Origin of the sequence: Microbacterium sp. LjRoot45, assembly GCF_964253325.1 — a bacterium.
Classification (GTDB): Bacteria; Actinomycetota; Actinomycetes; order Actinomycetales; family Microbacteriaceae; genus Microbacterium.
In genome coordinates this window covers 123,500-141,262 of sequence record NZ_CAXUQM020000001.1, presented here as the reverse complement: position 1 = coordinate 141,262, position 17,763 = coordinate 123,500, and the positions used below count along the sequence as shown (strand labels likewise).

Below are 17,763 nucleotides of genomic sequence, written 5' to 3'. Positions count from 1 at the left end.
GGCGGCTAGAGCCGGTCGGCGACCGTCGCGGCGACCGTGAGCCACGCGTCGCGCGACTCGGCCGACAGGGCGTCGAAGTCGATCGGGCCGCCGTCGACGAGCGCCGGGTCGAACGGCACGTGCACGACGGCCGAGGTGACCTGCGCGAAGTGGCGCTCCAGCCGCTCGGACAGTCGCTTGTCGGGGTGCGCCGACGGCGCCGCGAGGATCGTCACCGCCTGGTCGATCTTGTGGTCGAAGCCCTTCTCGCGCAGGCCGTCGAGCAGCCACGCCGCGCTGGCGGCAGTGTCCTCGCGGACGGTCGAGACGATCACGAGCTGGTCGGCGGCGGCGACGGAGGCGACCCAGTTCGACGCGCGCATGTTGTTGCCCGTGTCGATGATGAGCAGCCGGTAGTACCGCGACAGCACGCTGTGCAGCCGGTCGAACGCGGCGGCGTCGATGGTCGAGGATGCCGCGGCATCCTCGTCGGAGGCGAGCACGTCGAATCGGGCGTCGACCTGCGTGCGGACGTACGTGTCGAGGCCGGCGAGGCTCGACTGGGTCGTCGAGGCGAACAGGTCGAGATCGTCGAGGAGGTCGACGGCCGTGCGGTGGTGGGGGACGTTCTGCGCCCGCCAGCCCAGCGTGCCGCGGGTCTCGTTGTTGTCCCAGGCGAGCGTCGCCCCACCGCGCTGCGTGCCGAACGTGGCAGCGAGGAGGAGCGTGCTCGTGGTCTTGTGGGCGCCGCCCTTCGGGTTGAGCACGACGATCGTGCGGGGCGCGTCGAGACGGCGCTGCACCTTGCGCTGGCGTTCGATGCGCGAACGCTCCGCCTTGCCGGGGCGCGGCGAGATGGCCCCGCCGGTGGCGCGACGGATCGCGCCCTGCCAGCCCTCGGTCGCGCGCGGACGGGAACGGTCCAGACGCGAGTTCAACAGGTCGTCGACGGTGGGCGCGGTGCGCGAGGGCGACTGCGGGTCGCGTCGCTGCACGTCGGCGCGCAGCGGCCCGGCGGGCGCGCGCGTCGGCTCGGGCGCCCGCGTCGGCTCGGGCGCGCGCACCGGCTCACGCGACGGCTCGACTGCGGCGGACTCTGCCGCCGCGGCTGCCGCTACCGGCGCGGCCGGCGCGGGCGCGAAGCTCGGCGCCGGTGCGAACGCGGGCGCCGCCGGCACCGTCTCGTGCACCGGCTCAGGAGCGGAGACCACCGGGACAGCGAGCTCCTCCGCGGGCGCGGCCGCCTCGGCATCCGGCTCCACCACCGGCTCCATCACCGGTTCCGCCGCCGCCACCGGCTCCGGCACCGCGTCGAGCGAGGCGGCTCCCCCGTCGGAGGCCGACAGCGACGTCGCCTCCAGGAACGTGCCGTCGGGGTGGACGATCATCGGCCAGCGCGTGGCGCCGTCGACGACCATCGCGGTCACCGGCTCGCCGACGGATGCCGCGAGCTGCCGGATCGCCTCGACGATCCGAGCGCGCAAGCCCTCCTCGGTCGACGCGAAGACCTCGTCGATCTCGCCGCCGACGTGGATCTGCGCCCCCGTGCTCGACGTGATGTGCACGGTGGGTTCGTACGTGGTGGTGGCCACAGTGGTCCTTTCCTGAGGGCACATCGAGTATCCCACCCCGCGCCGTCCGCGCCGAGGGGGCGCTCGACGGGCGTCGGCCGCACATCGTCACACAGTGGAAACACGAGCGGCCGTCACCGTACACACGGCGGCGCGATCATGGTGCCAACCTGCACCGCATCCATCCGCTCCACCTCCACACCCGAAGGACCTCGATGGCGATCCACAGCACCGCGCGCCCGCGCGCCCGCGTCCTCGTCACGGCAGCCGTTGCCGTGGCATCCGTTCTCGCACTCTCCGCGTGCGCCGGCGACACCTCGCCCGCGCCGGCCGGCTCCGGCGACGCCGCCGACTTCGGGGAGATCAGCGTCCAGTACTCGTGGATCAAGAACGAGGAGTTCGCGGGCGAGTTCTACGCCTACGAGAACGGCTACTACGAAGACGCCGGGTTCTCCAACGTCGTCGGCATCTCGGGCCCCGACACGGGCGTCGCGAAGCTGCTGTCCGGCACGGTACAGGTGGCCCTGTCCGACGCCGCGTCGATCGGCGCCGCGATCGCCGAGCAGGACGCCCCGCTGAAGATCGTCGGCGCGACGTTCCAGAAGAACCCGTTCACGATCCTGTCGCTCGCCGACGGCGGCAACATCATGACGCCGCAGGACCTCGTCGGAAAGACCATCGGCGTGCAGGACTCCAACGCCTCGGTGTTCCAGGCGCTGCTGAACGCCAACGGGATCGACCCCGCCGACGTGACGGTCGTCCCGGTCGACTTCGACCCGACGCCCCTCATGAACGGCGACGTCGACGGCTTCATGGCGTACCTCACGAACGAGGCCCTCACCGTCGAGCTCGCCGGCTACGACATCACGAACCTCGCGTACGCCGAGAACGGGGTGCCGTACGTCGCCGAGACGTTCTCGGTCACCGACCAGTACCTCGCCGAGAACAAGGACCTGCTGAAGGCGTTCCTCACGGCCGAGATCAAGGGCTGGACCGACGTCTTCCAGAACAGCACCGACGACACCGTCGCGCTCATCGAGAAGTACTACAACGCCGAGGCCGAAGAGTCCTCCGAGGGGCTGGAAGCCGTCTTCGGGGCGCTCGACCCCACCAAGACCGGCATGGGCCTCGAGGCGGAGAAGCTGCTGATCTCCACCGAGGAGACCGAGGCCAACGGCCTGTTCACGATCTCCGACGAGCTCAAGCAGCAGACGGTCGACTCGCTCGCCGCCGCCGGCTGGGACGTCACCGTCGACCAGCTCTTCGACACGACGATCATCGACGAGATCTACGCCGAGAACCCCGACCTCATCGACTACCTGCCCTGATCCGTTACCCGCGCTGATCCCATGACACAGAGCTCCACCACGACGGATGCCGGTGCCCCTCTCGCCGAGGGAGGCACCGGCATCCGGATCGACGGTCTCACCAAGACCTTCACGACGGGTCGCCGCAGCGTCACGGCGCTGCAGGACACCGACCTCCACACCGACCGGGGCTCGTTCCTGGCACTCCTCGGCCCGTCGGGGTGCGGCAAGTCGACGATCCTGCGGATCCTCGCCGACCTCGAGACCCCGACGACCGGTGAGGTGCGCGTCGACGGCAAGACACCGCACGAGCTGCGGGCGTCGGGCGAGCTGGGGATCGCGTTCCAGGACCACGCCCTCCTGCCGTGGCGGAGCGTGCGCAGCAACATCCGGCTGCCCTTCGAAGTGGCCGGTCGCCGCGTCGACGACGCCTACATCGACGAGCTCATCGCGCTCGTCGGACTCCAGGGGTTCGAGAAGGCGAGGCCCGCGCAGCTGTCGGGAGGCATGCGGCAGCGCGTCTCGATCGCCCGCGCCCTCGCCCTGAAGCCCTCGGTCCTGCTCCTCGACGAGCCCTTCGGGGCGCTCGACGACATGACCCGCCAGAACCTGAACCTCGAGCTGCTGCGCATCTGGAGCGAGAAGCCCGCGACGACGCTGCTGGTGACCCACGGCATCTCCGAGGCGATCTTCCTCTCCGACCGCGTCGCCGTCATGTCGCCGCGGCCCGGACGCGTGAAGGAGATCATCGAGGTCGACCTCGCCCGCCCGCGCACGCCGGAGATGCAGCGCACGCCCGAGTTCCACGCCCTCGTCGACCGCGCGTCCGAGCTCCTGTTCGGCGCCGACGGACGCGCCGCGGCCGAGTCGTGAGAGCGCCCTGACATGCGTGCGCGCACCCGGATGCCGGGATGGCTGGCGGCCGTCGTCGGCACCGTCGTCCTCATCGCGGCGTGGTGGCTGTTCTCCGCCACCGTCTTCACCCCCGCCGAGGGCACCGACTACACCCCAGTGCCCTCACCGTGGGTCGTGCTGACAACCCTCGTCTCCGACGGTCCGGCGGCCTATTGGTCGGTGTTCGGCGTCACGGTGCGCGAAGCGGCGATCGGCTACGCGTGGGGCAACGGCATCGCGCTCCTTCTCGCAGCGAGCGTGCTGCTCCTGCCGCGGCTGGAGCCGATCGTCATGCAGATCGCCGTCGTCAGCTACTGCCTGCCGGTCGTCGCCGTCGGCGGCATCGCGATCGTCACCCTGGGCGGCGCGAAGCAGCCCGGCGACGCCAGCTCGACCGCGATCTTCCTCGCCGCCCTCGCGGTCTTCTTCACCACCGTCGTCGGCGCCGTCCTCGGCTTCACGGCGGCTGACCGCGCGTCGCTCGACGTCGTCCGCGTCTACGGCGGCTCCCGCTTCACCCAACTGCGGAAGGTGCGCCTCATCGCCGCCCTCCCCTCGATCCTCAACGCCCTGCAGATCGCCGTGCCCAGCGCCTTCCTCGGCGCGGTGCTCGGCGAGTACATGGGGGCGATCGACCGCGGCGTCGGCATCACCCTCATCCGCCTGCAGGGCAACCTCGACTCCACCCGCGTGTGGGTCGTGTTCCTCCTGTGCGCCCTGATCGCCCTCGCCGGCTATGCCCTCGTCGGGCTCCTGTCGCGCCTCGTCGCGCCCTGGGTGTCCGGACGCTCGGCGGGAGGCCGGCGATGAACCGCGCGGTGTGGCGTCCGGTCGGCCGCGCCGCCGCGAACGCGATCATCACCCTCGCGATCATCCTGCTGCTGTGGCAGGGCGTCGTGAGCCTCACGGGCATCTCGCCGTACGTCGCGAAGGGCCCCGCCGACGTGTGGGCATTCCTCTTCAGCGACGGCGACGAGCCCGGCAGCGCCGCCGCCAACCGGGACGTGCTCGCCCCACTGCTCGCCCAGACGATGCAGGATGCCGCACTCGGGTTCGCTGTCGGCATCCTCGCGGCCATCCTCCTCGCGATCCTGTTCTCGCTGTCGCGGGGGATCGAGGCGGGGGTCATGCCGCTCGCGCTGCTGCTGCGGAGCGTGCCGCTGGTCGCGCTCGCCCCCGTCATCATCCTCATCACGGGACGCGGATCGAGCGCGTCGGTGGCCGTCATCGGCAGCATCGTCGTGCTGTTCCCCGCCCTGGCATCCGTGCTGTTCGGGCTGAGCCGGGCACATCCCGAGAGCCTCGACCTCGTCCACGTGTACGGCGGATCGCGGCTCACCGCGCTGCGCAAGGTCAATGTGCCGGGCGCGCTGCCGTCGCTGTTCGCCGCAGCGCGCGTGTCGGTGCCGGGCGCCGTGACGGGCGCTCTCCTGGCGGAGTGGCTGTCGACCGGGCAGGGGATCGGTGGGATGATCCAGAAGTTCAACGCCTCGGCGCGCTTCGAGGAGCTCTGGGCCTCCGTCGCGATCGTGACCCTCGTGACGCTGCTGCTCTACAACCTCGTGCAGATCGTCGAAACGGCGGTGCTCACCCGCATGGGGATGACCGGCACGCTCACCTGAGGCGGGCGGCGGGGGCGCGTCAGACCGTGAAGACGCTGTGGACGGGACCGCACACCGCGCGACCGCCGAGGTCGGCGAGCTCCATCAGCACGGCGGTGCCGGCCACGGTGTATCCGAGCCGTTCGAGCAGGCGCTGGCCCGCGCGCAGGGTGCCGCCGGTCGCCAGCACATCGTCGACGAGGAGCACCCGCGTCCCCGCGGGGAGATCGTCGGCCATCTCGATGGTCGCCTGGCCGTACTCGAGGTCGTACGACACCGCCGCCGCCGGACGGGGCAGCTTGCCGGCCTTGCGGATCGGTACCATCCCGACGCCCGCCGCCACCGCAGCGGCCCCTGCCAGCAGGAAGCCGCGCGCCTCGACCCCGGCGATCACGTCGTAGGCGCCGTCGAACGGCGCGACGAGCGCCTCGACGACGGTGCGCATGGCCTCGGCATCCGCCAGGAGCGGCGAGATGTCGCGGAACAGGATGCCGGGCTCGGGGAAGTCGGGAATCCGGGCGATGAGGGATTCGGCGCGCGCGAGGTCTGCGGAGGTCACCGATCCAGGGTACGCGGGCGGCGGTGCCCGACCCACGCCGTCGGTAACTCCTTCGATTTCGAGCTCGCGGGCGCCACCGGGCCCGAATCCGCCCGTCCGCCGCCGAATCGAAGGAGTTGGCCACAGCGGGCAGCGAAGACCACACCGCGCTCGACGTGCGCAAGCGCTTGCGCTACGGTGGATGCCATGACTTCGACGACGACTCCCGTCCTCGCGACCGCCACCGACGGCGCGCCCGCGACCCCCGCCCCCGGATCCGAGTGGTGGCGCACCGCGGTGATCTACCAGATCTACCCGCGCTCGTTCGCCGACGCCTCGGGCGACGGCATCGGCGACCTGCCCGGCGTCACCGCGCGGCTCGACGACCTCGTCTCGCTCGGTGTCGACGCGGTGTGGCTCAGCCCGTTCTACCGCTCGCCGCAGAACGACGCCGGCTATGACGTCGCCGACTACTGCGACGTCGACCCCCTCTTCGGCACCCTGGCCGACTTCGACGAGATGCTCGCCCAGGCGCACGCCCGCGGCATCCGTGTGATCGTCGACCTCGTGCCGAACCACAGCTCCGACCGCCACGTGTGGTTCCAGGAGGCGCTGGCCGCCGCGCCCGGAAGCGCCGCGCGTGCGCGCTACATGTTCCGCGACGGCAAGGGCGAGAACGGCGAGCTGCCCCCGAACAACTGGGAGTCGGTCTTCGGCGGTCCGGCGTGGACGCGGGTCACCGAGCCCGACGGCACCGCGGGGCAGTGGTACCTGCACCTGTTCGACTCGACGCAGCCCGACTTCGACTGGTCGAACCCGGTCGTGCAGGAGGAGTTCCGCCGCATCCTGCGCTTCTGGCTCGACCGCGGGGTCGACGGCTTCCGCGTCGACGTGGCGCACGGTCTCGTGAAGTCCGACGGCCTGCCCGATCACCTGCCCGCCGTCGACGCGGACAGCATGGGCGGGGGCGACGACGACGTGCCCTACTGGGGCCAGGAGGGCGTGCACGAGATCTACCGCGACTGGAACCGCGTGCTCGCGGAGTACGACGGCGACCGCGCGCTGTGCGCCGAGGCGTGGCTTCCGACGGTCGACCAGACGGCGCTGTGGGTGCGTCCCGACGAGATGCACCAGGCGTTCAACTTCCCGTACCTCATGACCCAGTGGGATGCCGCGGCGATCCGCGAGGTCATCTCCGAGTCGCTGCGGGCGTTCCCCGCGGTGGGCGCCCCGGCGACGTGGGTGCTGTCGAACCACGATGTCGTCCGCCACGCGTCGCGCCTGGCGCTGACGGCGGAGAACCCGCAGGGCCACGGCATCGGGCCGGACTCCCCCGGGCAGCCGATCCCCGAGGTGGGCCTGCGCCGCGCGCGCGCCGCGACGACGGTCATGCTGGGCCTGCCGGGTTCGGCGTACCTGTACCAGGGCGAGGAGCTGGGGCTCCCCGAGGTGATCGATCTGCCCGACGACGCCCGGCAGGACCCGACGTGGTTCCGCACGGATCACGAGCGGTACGGCCGTGACGGATGCCGCGTGCCGATCCCGTGGGATGCCGAGGCGCCCGCGTACGGGTTCAGCCCGACCGGTGCGTCGTGGCTGCCCCAGCCGGCGGAGTGGGCGACGCTCGCCCGGTCGGTGCAGGAGCACGATGCCGGGTCGACGCTGTGGCTCTACCGGTCGCTCCTGGCGACGCGACGCAGCGAGGGACTCGGCGGGGGCTCGCTGGAGTGGCTCGACGGCTTCGGCGACGACGTGCTGGCGTACCGCGTGGCGACGTCGAGCGGCGCCGTCACCGTGATCGCCAACGCGGGCACCGAACCGGTGGCGCTGCCGTCGGCGACGGTGCTCGTGGCGAGCGACGCGTTCGAAGGCGGCGAGCTTCCGGCCGACACGGCCGTGTGGCTGACGACGGACTGACGTGACGAGCCTGGAGGAGGTCGCCCGTCTCGCCGAGGTGTCGACGGCGACCGCCTCGCGGGCCCTGAGCGGACGGGGACGGTTGGCGGATGCCACGCGGCTCCGCGTGCGCGAGGCGGCGGCCGCGCTGGGCTACGTCGTGTCGGCGACGGCATCCGGTCTCGCGACGGGCCGCACGCGGTCGATCGGCGTGCTCGTGCCGCTGCTCGACCGCTGGTTCTTCGCGAACGTGCTCGACGGCATCGCGACGCGGCTGGCACCGCTCGGCTACGACATCACGCTCTACAACGTGACCGACGATGCGGGCCAGCGCGCGCACCTGTTCGAGACGTCGCTACGGCGGGGCCGGGTGGATGCCGTCATCGCACTGTCGCTGGACTTCTCGGCGGCGGAGCTGGCGGTGCTCGACGGCCTCGGCCTGCCGCTCGTCGGGCTCGGCACCCCGAGCCCCCGGCTGTCGACGCTGCGGGTCGACGACGAGGCGGTCGCCCGCGTCGCGACGACGCATCTCATCGAACTCGGCCACCGACGCATCGCCCACATCGGCCAGAGCCGCAGCGCCGCCGACGACCTGGACATCCCGACGCTGCGTCGTCGCGGGTTCGAGGGGGCGTTGCAGGATGCCGGGATCCGTCCGCACGGCTTCGTCGCGACCGACTTCACGATCGAAGACGGCCACCGCGCCGCGCGCGAGCTGCTCGCGGGCGCGGACCGCCCGACCGCGATCTTCGCGGCATCCGACGAGCTCGCCTTCGGGGCGTTGTTCGCGGCCCGCGACGCCGGCCTCGACGTGCCCGGCGACGTCTCCATCGTCGGGGTCGACGGGCACGAGCTCAGCGGATTCTTCGGTCTGACGACCGTCGAGCAGTTCCCGCACGCGCAGGGCGAGAGAGCCGCGGATGCCGCGCTCGCGGCGCTCGGCGAGGCCGTCGACGTCCCGGCGCCCATGCTGCCGTTCGAGCTCGTCGTCCGCTCCAGCACCTCCGCCCCCGCCGGGGGCGCCGCGTAGGCTGGAGGGCATGTCGATCGACCTCGAAGCCCTGTACATCGATCTCCACCGTCATCCGGAACTGTCGTTCCAGGAGACCCGCACCGCCGGCGTGATCACGCGCGAGCTGACAGCCCTCGGCCTCGAGTTCGTCGAAGGGCTCGGCAAGACGGGCGTCGCCACGTCGATCGTCAACGGCGACGGTCCGGTCGTGTGGCTCCGGGCCGATATGGACGGGCTTCCGGTGGCCGAGCTCACGGGGCTCGACTACGCCTCGACCGCTCGCGGCACCGATCCGGCCGGCAACGACGTTCCCGTCATGCACGCGTGCGGGCACGACATGCACGTGACCGCCCTGCTCGGCGCCCTCGAGCGCCTTGTGGCGACGAAGGACGAGTGGTCGGGCACGGTCGTGGCCGTGTTCCAGCCGGCGGAGGAGTACGGCGCGGGCTCGCAGGCGATGATCGCCGACGGGGTGATCGACCGCTTCCCGAAGCCCGACATCGTGCTCGGTCAGCACCTGACGCCCCTTCCGGCGGGCGTCATCGGCGTGCGCCCCGGCACCCAGATGGCCGCCAGTGACGGCCTCACCGTGAAGCTCCTCGGCCGCGGCGGCCACGGCTCCCGGCCGCACGCGACGATCGACCCCGTCGTCATGGCGGCCGCCACCGTCATGCGCCTGCAGACCGTGGTGTCGCGCGAGATCGATCCGCGCGAGATGGCGGTCGTCACGGTGGGATCGATCCACGCGGGCTTGAAGAACAACATCATCCCGGCCGAGGCGACGCTCGAGCTGAGCCTCCGCTACCCCGACGACGACGCGCGCGCCGACGTCATGGCGCGCGTGGAGCGCATCGTCCGCGCGGAGGCCACGGCATCCGGCGCGGAGCAGCCCCCCGTGATCACGGTGGACCACTCCCTCCCGCCGACGATCAACGATGCGGCGGCGACGGCCCGCGTCACCGCCGCGTTCGACCGCGCGTTCGGCGAGGGCACGGTGATCGACCCGGGCATGTTCACCGGCAGCGAGGACGTCTCCTGGTTCGCGCGCGAAGCCGACGTCCCGCTCGTGTTCTGGTTCTGGGGCGGGCACGACCCGCAGGCGTGGGCCGAGGCATCCGCGCGCGGCAGCCTCAACGAAGACGTCCCCACCAACCACTCGCCGCACTTCGCACCGATCCTCCACCCGACGATCGAGCGGGGCGTCGACACCCTCGTCGTCGCCGCCCGTGAGTTCCTCGAGGGAGCGCAGCGATGACCGCGCCCGGAACGCCCGAGCGGCGCGACCGCACACCGCTCGTCCTCGGCATCGTCGCGGGCGTCCTGGCCGTCGCCGTCGTGATCGTGCTGGCGCTGTACTTCCTGCGGCCGAGCTCGACGGCATCCTCGGGATCGTCGCCGACGCCCCCGGCACCGGCCTCGACGCAGAGCGATGCCGCACCCGACGAGAGCGAGCCGTCGACGGCCGACGCGGGCGTCGAGGTCACCTCGACGGGGTTCACGATCACCGGCGACGACGGGGAGACGTTCACTCACGCGTGGGCCGACGACCCGCAGCCGGCGATCGACGCGCTCACCGCGCTGTTCGGCACTGAGCCGACCGAGGACTTCCAGAACGGCGACGCCGAGAACTGGGCGTACAACGTCTACGCGTGGGAGGGCTTCCGCTTCTACGACGTCTTCCTCGACGGCAGCGACCGCGAGCGCTCCGAGGTGCCCGCGCCGACGTACGTGTCGTACGGCACGGGCGTGGCCGCCGAGGTGACCGACGATTTCGGCATCCGCATCGGCATGACCGCCGACGAGCTCGACGCACTGGGTCCCGACGACGCGATCGCCGACGGCGGCACCGCCGCGTACCTCTTCGGCAAGGACCGCGCGACGTTCTACAACGACGGCGCGCGCACGTTCGGGGCGATCGTCACGCAGGATGCCGAGTCGTTCTGGGTCACGTACACCTACGCCCCCAAGCTCTGACGGCGTTCGCGCGCCTTCCCGCCGAGAAGGTGGCGCAATCGGGTGCTTCCCGGGTGTGGAAGCCGCCGTTTGCGCCACCTTCGCTTCGCGCCTGCGGCTACCCGGCGCTTCCACGTTGCGCGTGAGGGCGCGCAGGCGTAGTGTCGCGCGTCGTGACTGACGACAGTCGCGATCCGTCCGACGAGACGACACCGATCGCGAAACGCATCCTCCTGGGTGATCCGCTGACGAGCGAGCAGCTCGACGACCAGGCCCTGCCGAAGAAGATGGCGCTGCCGATCTTCGCCTCCGACGCCCTCTCCTCGGTGGCCTACGCGCCGCAGGAGCTGGTCATGATCCTGCTCATCGGCGGCACCGCGTTCCTCGCATTCACGCCGTGGGTGGCCGCCGCCGTCGTCGCGCTCCTGGTCGTCGTCGTCCTCAGCTATCGCCAGCTCATCAAGGCCTACCCGTCGGGCGGCGGTGACTACGAGGTGGCCCGCACGAACATCGGCGAGAAGGCCGGTGTGGTCGTGGCATCCGCGCTGCTCGTGGACTACATCCTGACGGTGGCCGTCTCGATCGCCTCGGGCGTCGACAACATCATCTCCGCCGTGCCCGAGCTCGATCCGTGGCGCATCGAGCTGGCGGTCGGCTTCGTCATCCTCATCATCGTGGTGAACCTCCGGGGCGTGCGCGAGGCGTCGACGGCGTTCGCGATCCCGACCTACGTGTTCATCGGCTCGGTCGCCGTCATGATCGTCACGGGCCTCGTCCGCTGGGCGCTGGGCGATGCCCCCGTCGCGTCGTCGGCGGAGTTCGCCGTGCAGGCCGAAGACCTCAGTCAGGCCGCCGTGCTCCTGCTGATCCTCCGCGCGTTCTCCAGCGGATGCTCGGCGCTGACGGGTGTCGAGGCGGTCTCGAACGGTGTGCCCGCGTTCCGCAAGCCGAAGGTGCGCAACGCGCAGCTGACGCTCGTGACGATGGGCTCGATCGCGACCCTCCTGTTCGCAGGCCTCACCGCTCTCGCCCTCATCACGGGCGTGCGCTACGCCGAGAACCCCTGTCAGCTCATCGGCTTCGACTGCGCGGGCACCCCGCAGCCCTCGCTCATGGCGCAGGTCGCCGCCGCGACGTTCGGCGGCGGTTCGATCCCGTTCTACGTGATCCAGGCCGCGACGGCGTGCGTGCTGCTCCTCGCGGCCAACACCGCCTTCAACGGCTTCCCCCTTCTCGGTGCTGTGCTCGCCCGCGACGGCTACGCGCCGAAGTCGCTCAACACCCGCGGCGACCGTCTCGTCTTCTCCAACGGCATGCTGATCCTGGGGGCGGCGGCGATCGTCGTGCTGGTCGTGTTCCAGGCGCGGCTGACGACCCTCATCCAGCTGTACATCATCGGCGTCTTCGTCTCGTTCTCGCTGGGTCAGATCGGCATGGTCAAGCACTGGCGCCGCGAGCTGCGGCTCGTGCATCCCAAGCACGTCGCGGAGCGCCGCGGCATCGTGACGGGCCTGATCATCAACTCGGTGGGCGCCGCCTTCACCGTCTTCGTACTCGTAGTGGTGACGGTGACGAAGTTCACTCATGGCGCGTGGCTCGTGTTCCTCGCGATACCGGTGCTGTCGGTGCTCATGGTGGGGGTGCACCGGTATTACCGCGACGTCGACCACGAGACGGCGATGGACGACGACGTCACCTTCGGCTCCTCGGGCGATGTCGCGATCGTGCTGGTCGGCAAGCTCCAGAAGCCGGTGGCGAAGGCGCTCGACTACGCGCTCGCGGCGCGGCACGACAAGACGATGGCGGTGCACGTGTCGGTGAGCCCCGAGGAGACGGCAGCGCTCCAGGCGGACTGGGAGGTGCACGGGATGCCGGTGCCGCTCGTCATCATCGAGTCACCGTTCCGCCACTACGCCGCCCCGGTCGCGCAGTTCATCAAGGCCTACCGGGAGAAGCACGGTTCGACGATGGTGACCGTCTACCTCCCGCAGTACATCGTGGGGCACTGGTGGGAAGCGCTCCTGCACAACCGGCGTGCGCGGCGCATCGCGCAGCAGCTCATGCTCGTGCACGGGGTGTCGATCACGCTCGTGCCGTGGCTGCTCGACTCGTCGGAGCTCGTCTACGGGCGCCGATCCCGGCCGCTCCCCGGCGACGACCGTGCGGGCCGCATCACGAGTTACGGCCTCGTGTCCCACACCGACGACCCCGGCGACTGACGGTCTCCGGCCGCAGGTTCAGACCGACGTGAGGATCGCCTCGCGCTTCGCGGCAACCGCCGCGTGCACGCCGGCGGCGTCGGCGGCGCGCTGGCCCAGGTACTGAGCGAGCTGCGCCAGCCGGTCGCCGAGGGCGAGCGCACCGTCGCGCGCCTGGGAGATGCGCTCTCGCACCATCCAGTCGGCGAAGACGTTGTCGAACAGCACGTCGAAGACCGCGAGCGTCTGCGAGATCTCCACGCCGCGAAGGGCGGGCGCGTCGATGTCGGCGAGCTCGACGGAGAGCCGCTCGAGCGCGCGATTGACCTGCGTGAGGGATGCCGTCGCCTCGTCGATGCGGCTGTGCTTCATGAGGTCGGTGATCATCCCGCCGCCGAAGAACGTGTCGTACGTCGACCAGCCGCCGGCGCTGTCGAGCATCTGGAGCGCGTCGGCGAGGGCCACCCGGGCCGCGTGGAGGGCACGCGCGGCCTCGTCGATCTCGCGACTCTCGGCGGTGAGTTCCCCCAACTGGCGTGACAGGTGGGCAAGCTCGGCCGCCTGCGGAGCATCGGATGCCGTCAGCGCAGCTTCGTAGCGGGCGAGGGCGGCGCGGTAGGCGGCCTCCACGTCGCCGAGTTCGTCGCGCTCGCGCCGGAAGCGGTCGGCATCCTCGCGGGCGTGGGCCAGCCGCGCCTGTGCTGCGGCGAGCGCGCGGGCCGCGGCATCCGCTTCGGCCTGTTCGACCGCCCGTCGCTCCTCGGCGTCTCCGCGGAGCGTCGCCCACAGGCGGGTGGCGGAGATGCCGTCGAGGCGGCGGACGTCGGCGAGCTCCTCCCCCAGCTGGCGCTGCAGGTTCGCGGTCTCGGCCTCGCGCTCGGCGACCAGACGCTCGGCCACGGCGAGCTGCGCTTCCCGCTGTGCGTGCCGGGTGCGCGCGGTCACGGCGTCTCTCACGGCGTCGGCGAGGGCGGGGATCGATGACGGCTCGGACATGCCTTCCACACTGTCACACGCCCCGGAGCCGGGCGGGATGCCGGGGCGTAGCCTAGAGGGGTGAGTTCCGCGACCGATACGTCCCCGTCCGCGGCCCCGGCCTCCGCCGCCCCGGCCCTCGACGTCGCTCGGCTGCGCGCCGACTTCCCGATCCTCGGCGAACACGTGAACGGACGCCCGCTCGTCTACCTCGACTCGGCGGCGACGAGCCAGAAGCCCCGTCAGGTGCTGCAGGCCGAGTACGACTTCCTCACCCACGCGAACGCCGCCGTCCACCGCGGTGCCCACACGCTCGCCGCCGAGGCGACCGACCTGTTCGAAGACGCGCGCGAGGCGGTGGCATCCTTCGTCGGCGCCCGCGCCGAGGAGCTCGTGTGGACGAGCGGCGCGACGATGGGGCTCAACCTGCTCGCGTACGCGATCGGCAACGCCACGGCGGGGCGCGGCGCTCCCGCGTCGGCGCGCTTCGCGCTGCAGCCGGGCGACGAGATCGTGACGACCGCGATCGAGCACCACGCGAACCTCATCCCGTGGCAGGAGCTCGCCGCGCGCACCGGCGCCGTGCTGCGGCACATCCCCGCACATGACGACGGCACGCTCGACCTGGATGCCGCGGCATCCCTCATCGGGGCCCGCACGCGCGTCGTCGCGTTCACGCACGTGTCGAACGTGCTCGGCATCGTCAATCCGGTGACCGAGCTCGTGGCGCTCGCCCGCGAGGTGGGCGCGCTCACCGTCCTGGATGCCTGCCAGTCGGCACCGCACCTGCCGCTCGACCTGCAGGGTCTCGGGGTGGACTTCGCTGTGTTCAGCGGCCACAAGATGCTCGGACCCTACGGTGTCGGCGGACTGTACGGCCGCTCGGAGCTGCTCGACGCGCTCCCGCCGTTCCTCACCGGCGGCTCGATGATCACGACCGTCACCCTCGACCACGCCGAGTACCTGCCCGCGCCGCAGCGGTTCGAAGCGGGCACGCAGCCCGTCGGCCCCGCGATCGGGCTCGCGGCGGCCGTGCGCTACCTCGACGGCGTCGGGCTCGATGCGATCCACGCGCACGAGAAGGCGCTCGCGGCGCGCATGCGCGACGGACTCGTCGGCATCCCCGGCATCCGTCTGCTCGGCGATGCCGAGGGGGTCGAGCGCGTGGGACTGTGGTCGTTCGACGTCGACGGCGTGCACGCGCACGACGCCGGCCAGTTCCTCGACGACCGCGGCATCGCCGTGCGCGTCGGTCACCACTGCGCGGCCCCGCTGCACCGCCGCTACGGCATGACCGCCTCGGTGCGCGCGTCGGCGTCGCTGTACAACACCGTCGACGAGATCGACGCGTTCGTCGACGCGGTCCGCGGCATCCGCGGCTACTTCGGAGTGGAATCATGAGCGATCTCGACACCCTCTACCGCGAGCTGATCCTCGATCACTCGAAGCACCCGCAGCACTTCGGTCTCGCGGAGGAGGACGGCGCGCACGCGACGTCGCACCAGAAGAACCCGGTCTGCGGCGACGAGATCACGCTCCGCGCGCGGGTGACGACCGACGGCGAGACCATCCGCGACGTCACGTGGGAGGGCTCGGGCTGCTCGATCTCGCAGGCATCGGCATCCATGCTCTCCGACCTCGTCGAAGGGATGCCGCGCGGCGAAGCCGCCCAGCTCATCGACGGCTTCCGCGAGGCGCTCCGCTCGCGCGGTCAGATCGAGCTCGACGAGGACGTCTACGGCGACGCCGCCGCGCTCACCGGGGTGTCGAAGTTCTCGGCCCGGGTGAAGTGCGCGATGCTCGCGTGGGTCGCCCTGGAAGACGCGCTCGCCCGCGCCTGATCCCGCCGGGCATGTCCCACCTTGTGCTGGGCATGTCCCACTCTGTGCTGGGCATGTCCCACTTTGTGCTGGGCATGTCCCACTTTGTGCTGCCGCCGCACCGGCATCCCCTGGGCATGTCCCACTTTGTGCTGGGCATGTCCCACTTTGTGCTGCCGCCGCACCGGCATCCCCTGGGCATGTCCCACTTTGTGCCACTTCAGCCCCTCCCAAACAACCAAAAGTGGGACATGAACCGCACGGAGGGGGACATGAACCGCACAAACTGGGACATATAGGCGGGGGACCCCTTTGTGCTGGGCATGTCCCACTCTGTGCTGCCGCCGCACCGGCATCCCCTGGGCATGTCCCACTTTGTGCCACTTCAGCCCCTCCCAAACAACCAGAAGTGGGACATGAACCGCACGGAGGGGGAGATGAACCGCACAAACTGGGACATCACCCCGCACAGAGTGGGACATCGACCGGGAGGTCGCACCCCCGGTCGTTGAGCGAGCGCAGCGAGACGAAACGGGAGAGCCTCAGCCGGCGAGCGCCTCCTCGAGGCGGAGATACGAGGCTTCCATACCCTCGGTCATCCCGGTGGCGAGGATCATGTCGCGCGTCTCCTTGTCGGGATACTCGATGAGGAGAGTGAGCAGCGTCGCGCCATCCTCTTCGTAGAGCTGGAGGTCGTTGAGGGTCGACGGCCCCGGCATCCCGATCATCTTCTCCGTGGTCACGGCGCGCCACTGCGGCTGCGACAGCACGGTCTCCCCCTCGAAGCCGAATCGCGTCGCCTCGTCGTCACCCTGCTGCCAGACGTAGCGGTAGGTGTCGCCGACCTCGCACTCGATCATCTGCCACCCGTCGGGGCCGAGCAGCCATTTCCGCAGCAGCTCCGGCTCGTGGTGCGCGCGCCACACGAGGTCTCGCGAGCCTTCGATGAGGCGGGTGATCCGCACGTGCTGGTCGTCGAGGATCTCCGTGCGCGTGCCCTTGCCCTGCGCGTAGTCGCGAAGGTCCTGCAGCACGGCGTCCAGCTGGTCCATCGCGAGACGCGAGCCCTCGACGGCGCCCATCGCGACGGTCTGCTCGAGCGCCTCCAGCGAGTCGAAGTACGTGACATTCGACAGCCGGGAACCGGCATCCGTCGGCTCGAAGGAGAACACCATACGCATCGAGGGGAAGCCCTCGAGCGGCGCGCCGTCGTCGCCGAGGAACGAGTCGAGCACTTCGAAGGATGCCGGGGCGTCGATCCTCAGGAACTCCCACCCGCCGCGTGACGCCTCGCCGCGGGGGCTCATCATGGCGTAGGAGGCCCGACCACCAACGGTGAAGTCGAAGGTCTCGAACGTCGCCGGCCATCCGGGCGGGCCCCAGAAGCGCTCGAGCTGGCGGGGATCGGTGAACGCATGCCACAGCCGGTCGACGGGGGCGGCGAACTCGGCCGTGAGGCTCATCGTGAGCTTCTCGGCATCGGTGGTGATGTCGGTGACGGGCATTCTTCAGTTCCTTCCGTGGGACGGCATGGGGGAAGTCAGTGCTCGGGTTCGGCGAGCAGGGCGTCGAGGCGGTCGATCCGCGAACGCCAGAGGTCTTCGTAGCGCGACAGCAGGGCGCGGGCGCGAGCGATCATCGTCGGGTCGGCCCGAACGAGGCGCTCGCGGCCTTCGGCGCGCTTGACGATGAGGTGCGCGGCTTCGAGCACGGCGACGTGCTTCTGCACGGCCGCGAACGACATGTCGTAGGCAGCGGCGAGCGCCGACACCGACTGCTCGGCCTCGATCGTGCGGCGCAGGATGTCGCGACGTGTCGCCGCCGCGAGGGCGTGGAACAGGCGGTCGGTCTCATCGTCGGTCAGCTCACCGGAGTCGTGGGGCGTTCGTTGTACAACCATTTGGTTGTACGTTATGCTCGCGGGGTCGTGGTGTCAAGGGGATGTCGCGGGGTTGCCGTCGCTAACTCCTCTGAATCGGTGAGCCGACGAGCGCTCCACCGCGCAACGACGGCATCTAC

At 70.9% G+C, this 17,763-nt stretch carries 16 protein-coding genes; 11 read left to right on the top strand and 5 right to left on the bottom strand.

From position 1 onward, the window contains the following. Window positions 1–5 precede the first annotated feature (5 nt). A complete protein-coding gene (locus tag ACSQ18_RS00630) occupies window positions 6–1,571 on the bottom strand; it encodes a MinD/ParA family ATP-binding protein (protein WP_436035134.1) in 1,566 nt (521 codons plus the stop codon). Between the two features lie 194 nt (window positions 1,572–1,765). Here ACSQ18_RS00630 and ACSQ18_RS00625 point away from each other — a divergent pair, with 194 nt between their 5' ends. The 4 genes from ACSQ18_RS00625 to ACSQ18_RS00610 are packed head-to-tail and all read left to right on the top strand — an operon-like array spanning window position 1,766 to window position 5,373. Continuing rightward, window positions 1,766–2,878 carry an ABC transporter substrate-binding protein gene (locus tag ACSQ18_RS00625; protein ID WP_144806832.1) on the top strand — a complete coding sequence of 371 codons (1,113 nt, stop codon included), beginning with the start codon at window positions 1,766–1,768 and terminating at the stop codon, window positions 2,876–2,878. 21 nt (window positions 2,879–2,899) lie between these two features. Continuing rightward, a complete protein-coding gene (locus tag ACSQ18_RS00620; RefSeq protein ID WP_436035133.1) occupies window positions 2,900–3,730 on the top strand; it encodes an ABC transporter ATP-binding protein in 831 nt (276 codons plus the stop codon). 12 nt (window positions 3,731–3,742) lie between these two features. Next, on the top strand, window positions 3,743–4,561 hold the full coding sequence (locus tag ACSQ18_RS00615) for an ABC transporter permease (protein ID WP_436035132.1): 819 nt from the start codon (window positions 3,743–3,745) through the stop codon (window positions 4,559–4,561). Continuing rightward, window positions 4,558–5,373, top strand: coding sequence for an ABC transporter permease (locus ACSQ18_RS00610; RefSeq protein ID WP_436035131.1), 816 nt, complete (start codon window positions 4,558–4,560; stop codon window positions 5,371–5,373). The genes ACSQ18_RS00615 and ACSQ18_RS00610 overlap by 4 nt, the downstream gene beginning before the upstream one ends. Window positions 5,374–5,392: 19 nt before the next feature. Here the strand turns inward: ACSQ18_RS00610 and ACSQ18_RS00605 are convergent, their stop codons facing one another. Further along, window positions 5,393–5,911: an adenine phosphoribosyltransferase gene (locus ACSQ18_RS00605; RefSeq protein WP_301038893.1), complete on the bottom strand. Its 519-nt coding sequence runs from the start codon at window positions 5,909–5,911 to the stop codon at window positions 5,393–5,395. Between the two features lie 186 nt (window positions 5,912–6,097). Between ACSQ18_RS00605 and ACSQ18_RS00600 the strand changes: the two genes are divergently transcribed. From ACSQ18_RS00600 to ACSQ18_RS00580, 5 genes are all read left to right on the top strand, one after another. After that, on the top strand, window positions 6,098–7,807 hold the full coding sequence (locus tag ACSQ18_RS00600; RefSeq protein WP_436035130.1) for a glycoside hydrolase family 13 protein: 1,710 nt from the start codon (window positions 6,098–6,100) through the stop codon (window positions 7,805–7,807). 1 nt (window position 7,808) lies between these two features. Further along, window positions 7,809–8,816: a LacI family DNA-binding transcriptional regulator gene (locus ACSQ18_RS00595; protein WP_436035129.1), complete on the top strand. Its 1,008-nt coding sequence runs from the start codon at window positions 7,809–7,811 to the stop codon at window positions 8,814–8,816. Between the two features lie 10 nt (window positions 8,817–8,826). Further along, window positions 8,827–10,053 carry an amidohydrolase gene (locus ACSQ18_RS00590; protein WP_436035127.1) on the top strand — a complete coding sequence of 409 codons (1,227 nt, stop codon included), beginning with the start codon at window positions 8,827–8,829 and terminating at the stop codon, window positions 10,051–10,053. After that, complete coding sequence (locus ACSQ18_RS00585) at window positions 10,050–10,772, top strand: hypothetical protein (protein WP_436035126.1); 723 nt, start codon at window positions 10,050–10,052, stop codon at window positions 10,770–10,772. Before ACSQ18_RS00590 ends, ACSQ18_RS00585 begins: the two co-directional genes overlap by 4 nt. Before the next feature lie 140 nt (window positions 10,773–10,912). Beyond that, a complete protein-coding gene (locus ACSQ18_RS00580) occupies window positions 10,913–12,970 on the top strand; it encodes an APC family permease (RefSeq protein WP_436035125.1) in 2,058 nt (685 codons plus the stop codon). 18 nt (window positions 12,971–12,988) lie between these two features. Here the strand turns inward: ACSQ18_RS00580 and ACSQ18_RS00575 are convergent, their stop codons facing one another. After that, on the bottom strand, window positions 12,989–13,945 hold the full coding sequence (locus ACSQ18_RS00575; protein ID WP_436035124.1) for a hypothetical protein: 957 nt from the start codon (window positions 13,943–13,945) through the stop codon (window positions 12,989–12,991). Window positions 13,946–14,005: 60 nt separating this feature from the next. Between ACSQ18_RS00575 and ACSQ18_RS00570 the strand changes: the two genes are divergently transcribed. Both ACSQ18_RS00570 and sufU read left to right on the top strand, forming a co-directional pair. Beyond that, a complete protein-coding gene (locus ACSQ18_RS00570) occupies window positions 14,006–15,325 on the top strand; it encodes an aminotransferase class V-fold PLP-dependent enzyme (RefSeq protein ID WP_436035123.1) in 1,320 nt (439 codons plus the stop codon). Continuing rightward, the gene (sufU, locus tag ACSQ18_RS00565) at window positions 15,322–15,765 is read left to right on the top strand and encodes a Fe-S cluster assembly sulfur transfer protein SufU (RefSeq protein ID WP_436035122.1); all 444 of its coding nucleotides are present in this window, start codon (window positions 15,322–15,324) and stop codon (window positions 15,763–15,765) included. The genes ACSQ18_RS00570 and sufU overlap by 4 nt, the downstream gene beginning before the upstream one ends. A 521-nt stretch (window positions 15,766–16,286) precedes the next feature. On the opposite strand, the gene ACSQ18_RS00560 is transcribed toward sufU, so the two are convergent. Together ACSQ18_RS00560 and ACSQ18_RS00555 are read right to left on the bottom strand one after the other, a co-directional pair. Further along, window positions 16,287–17,249 (bottom strand): SRPBCC family protein, encoded by a 963-nt coding sequence (locus ACSQ18_RS00560; protein WP_436035121.1) that lies wholly within the window; start codon window positions 17,247–17,249, stop codon window positions 16,287–16,289. 35 nt (window positions 17,250–17,284) lie between these two features. Beyond that, complete coding sequence (locus ACSQ18_RS00555) at window positions 17,285–17,644, bottom strand: helix-turn-helix domain-containing protein (RefSeq protein ID WP_144806819.1); 360 nt, start codon at window positions 17,642–17,644, stop codon at window positions 17,285–17,287. Window positions 17,645–17,763 lie beyond the last annotated feature (119 nt).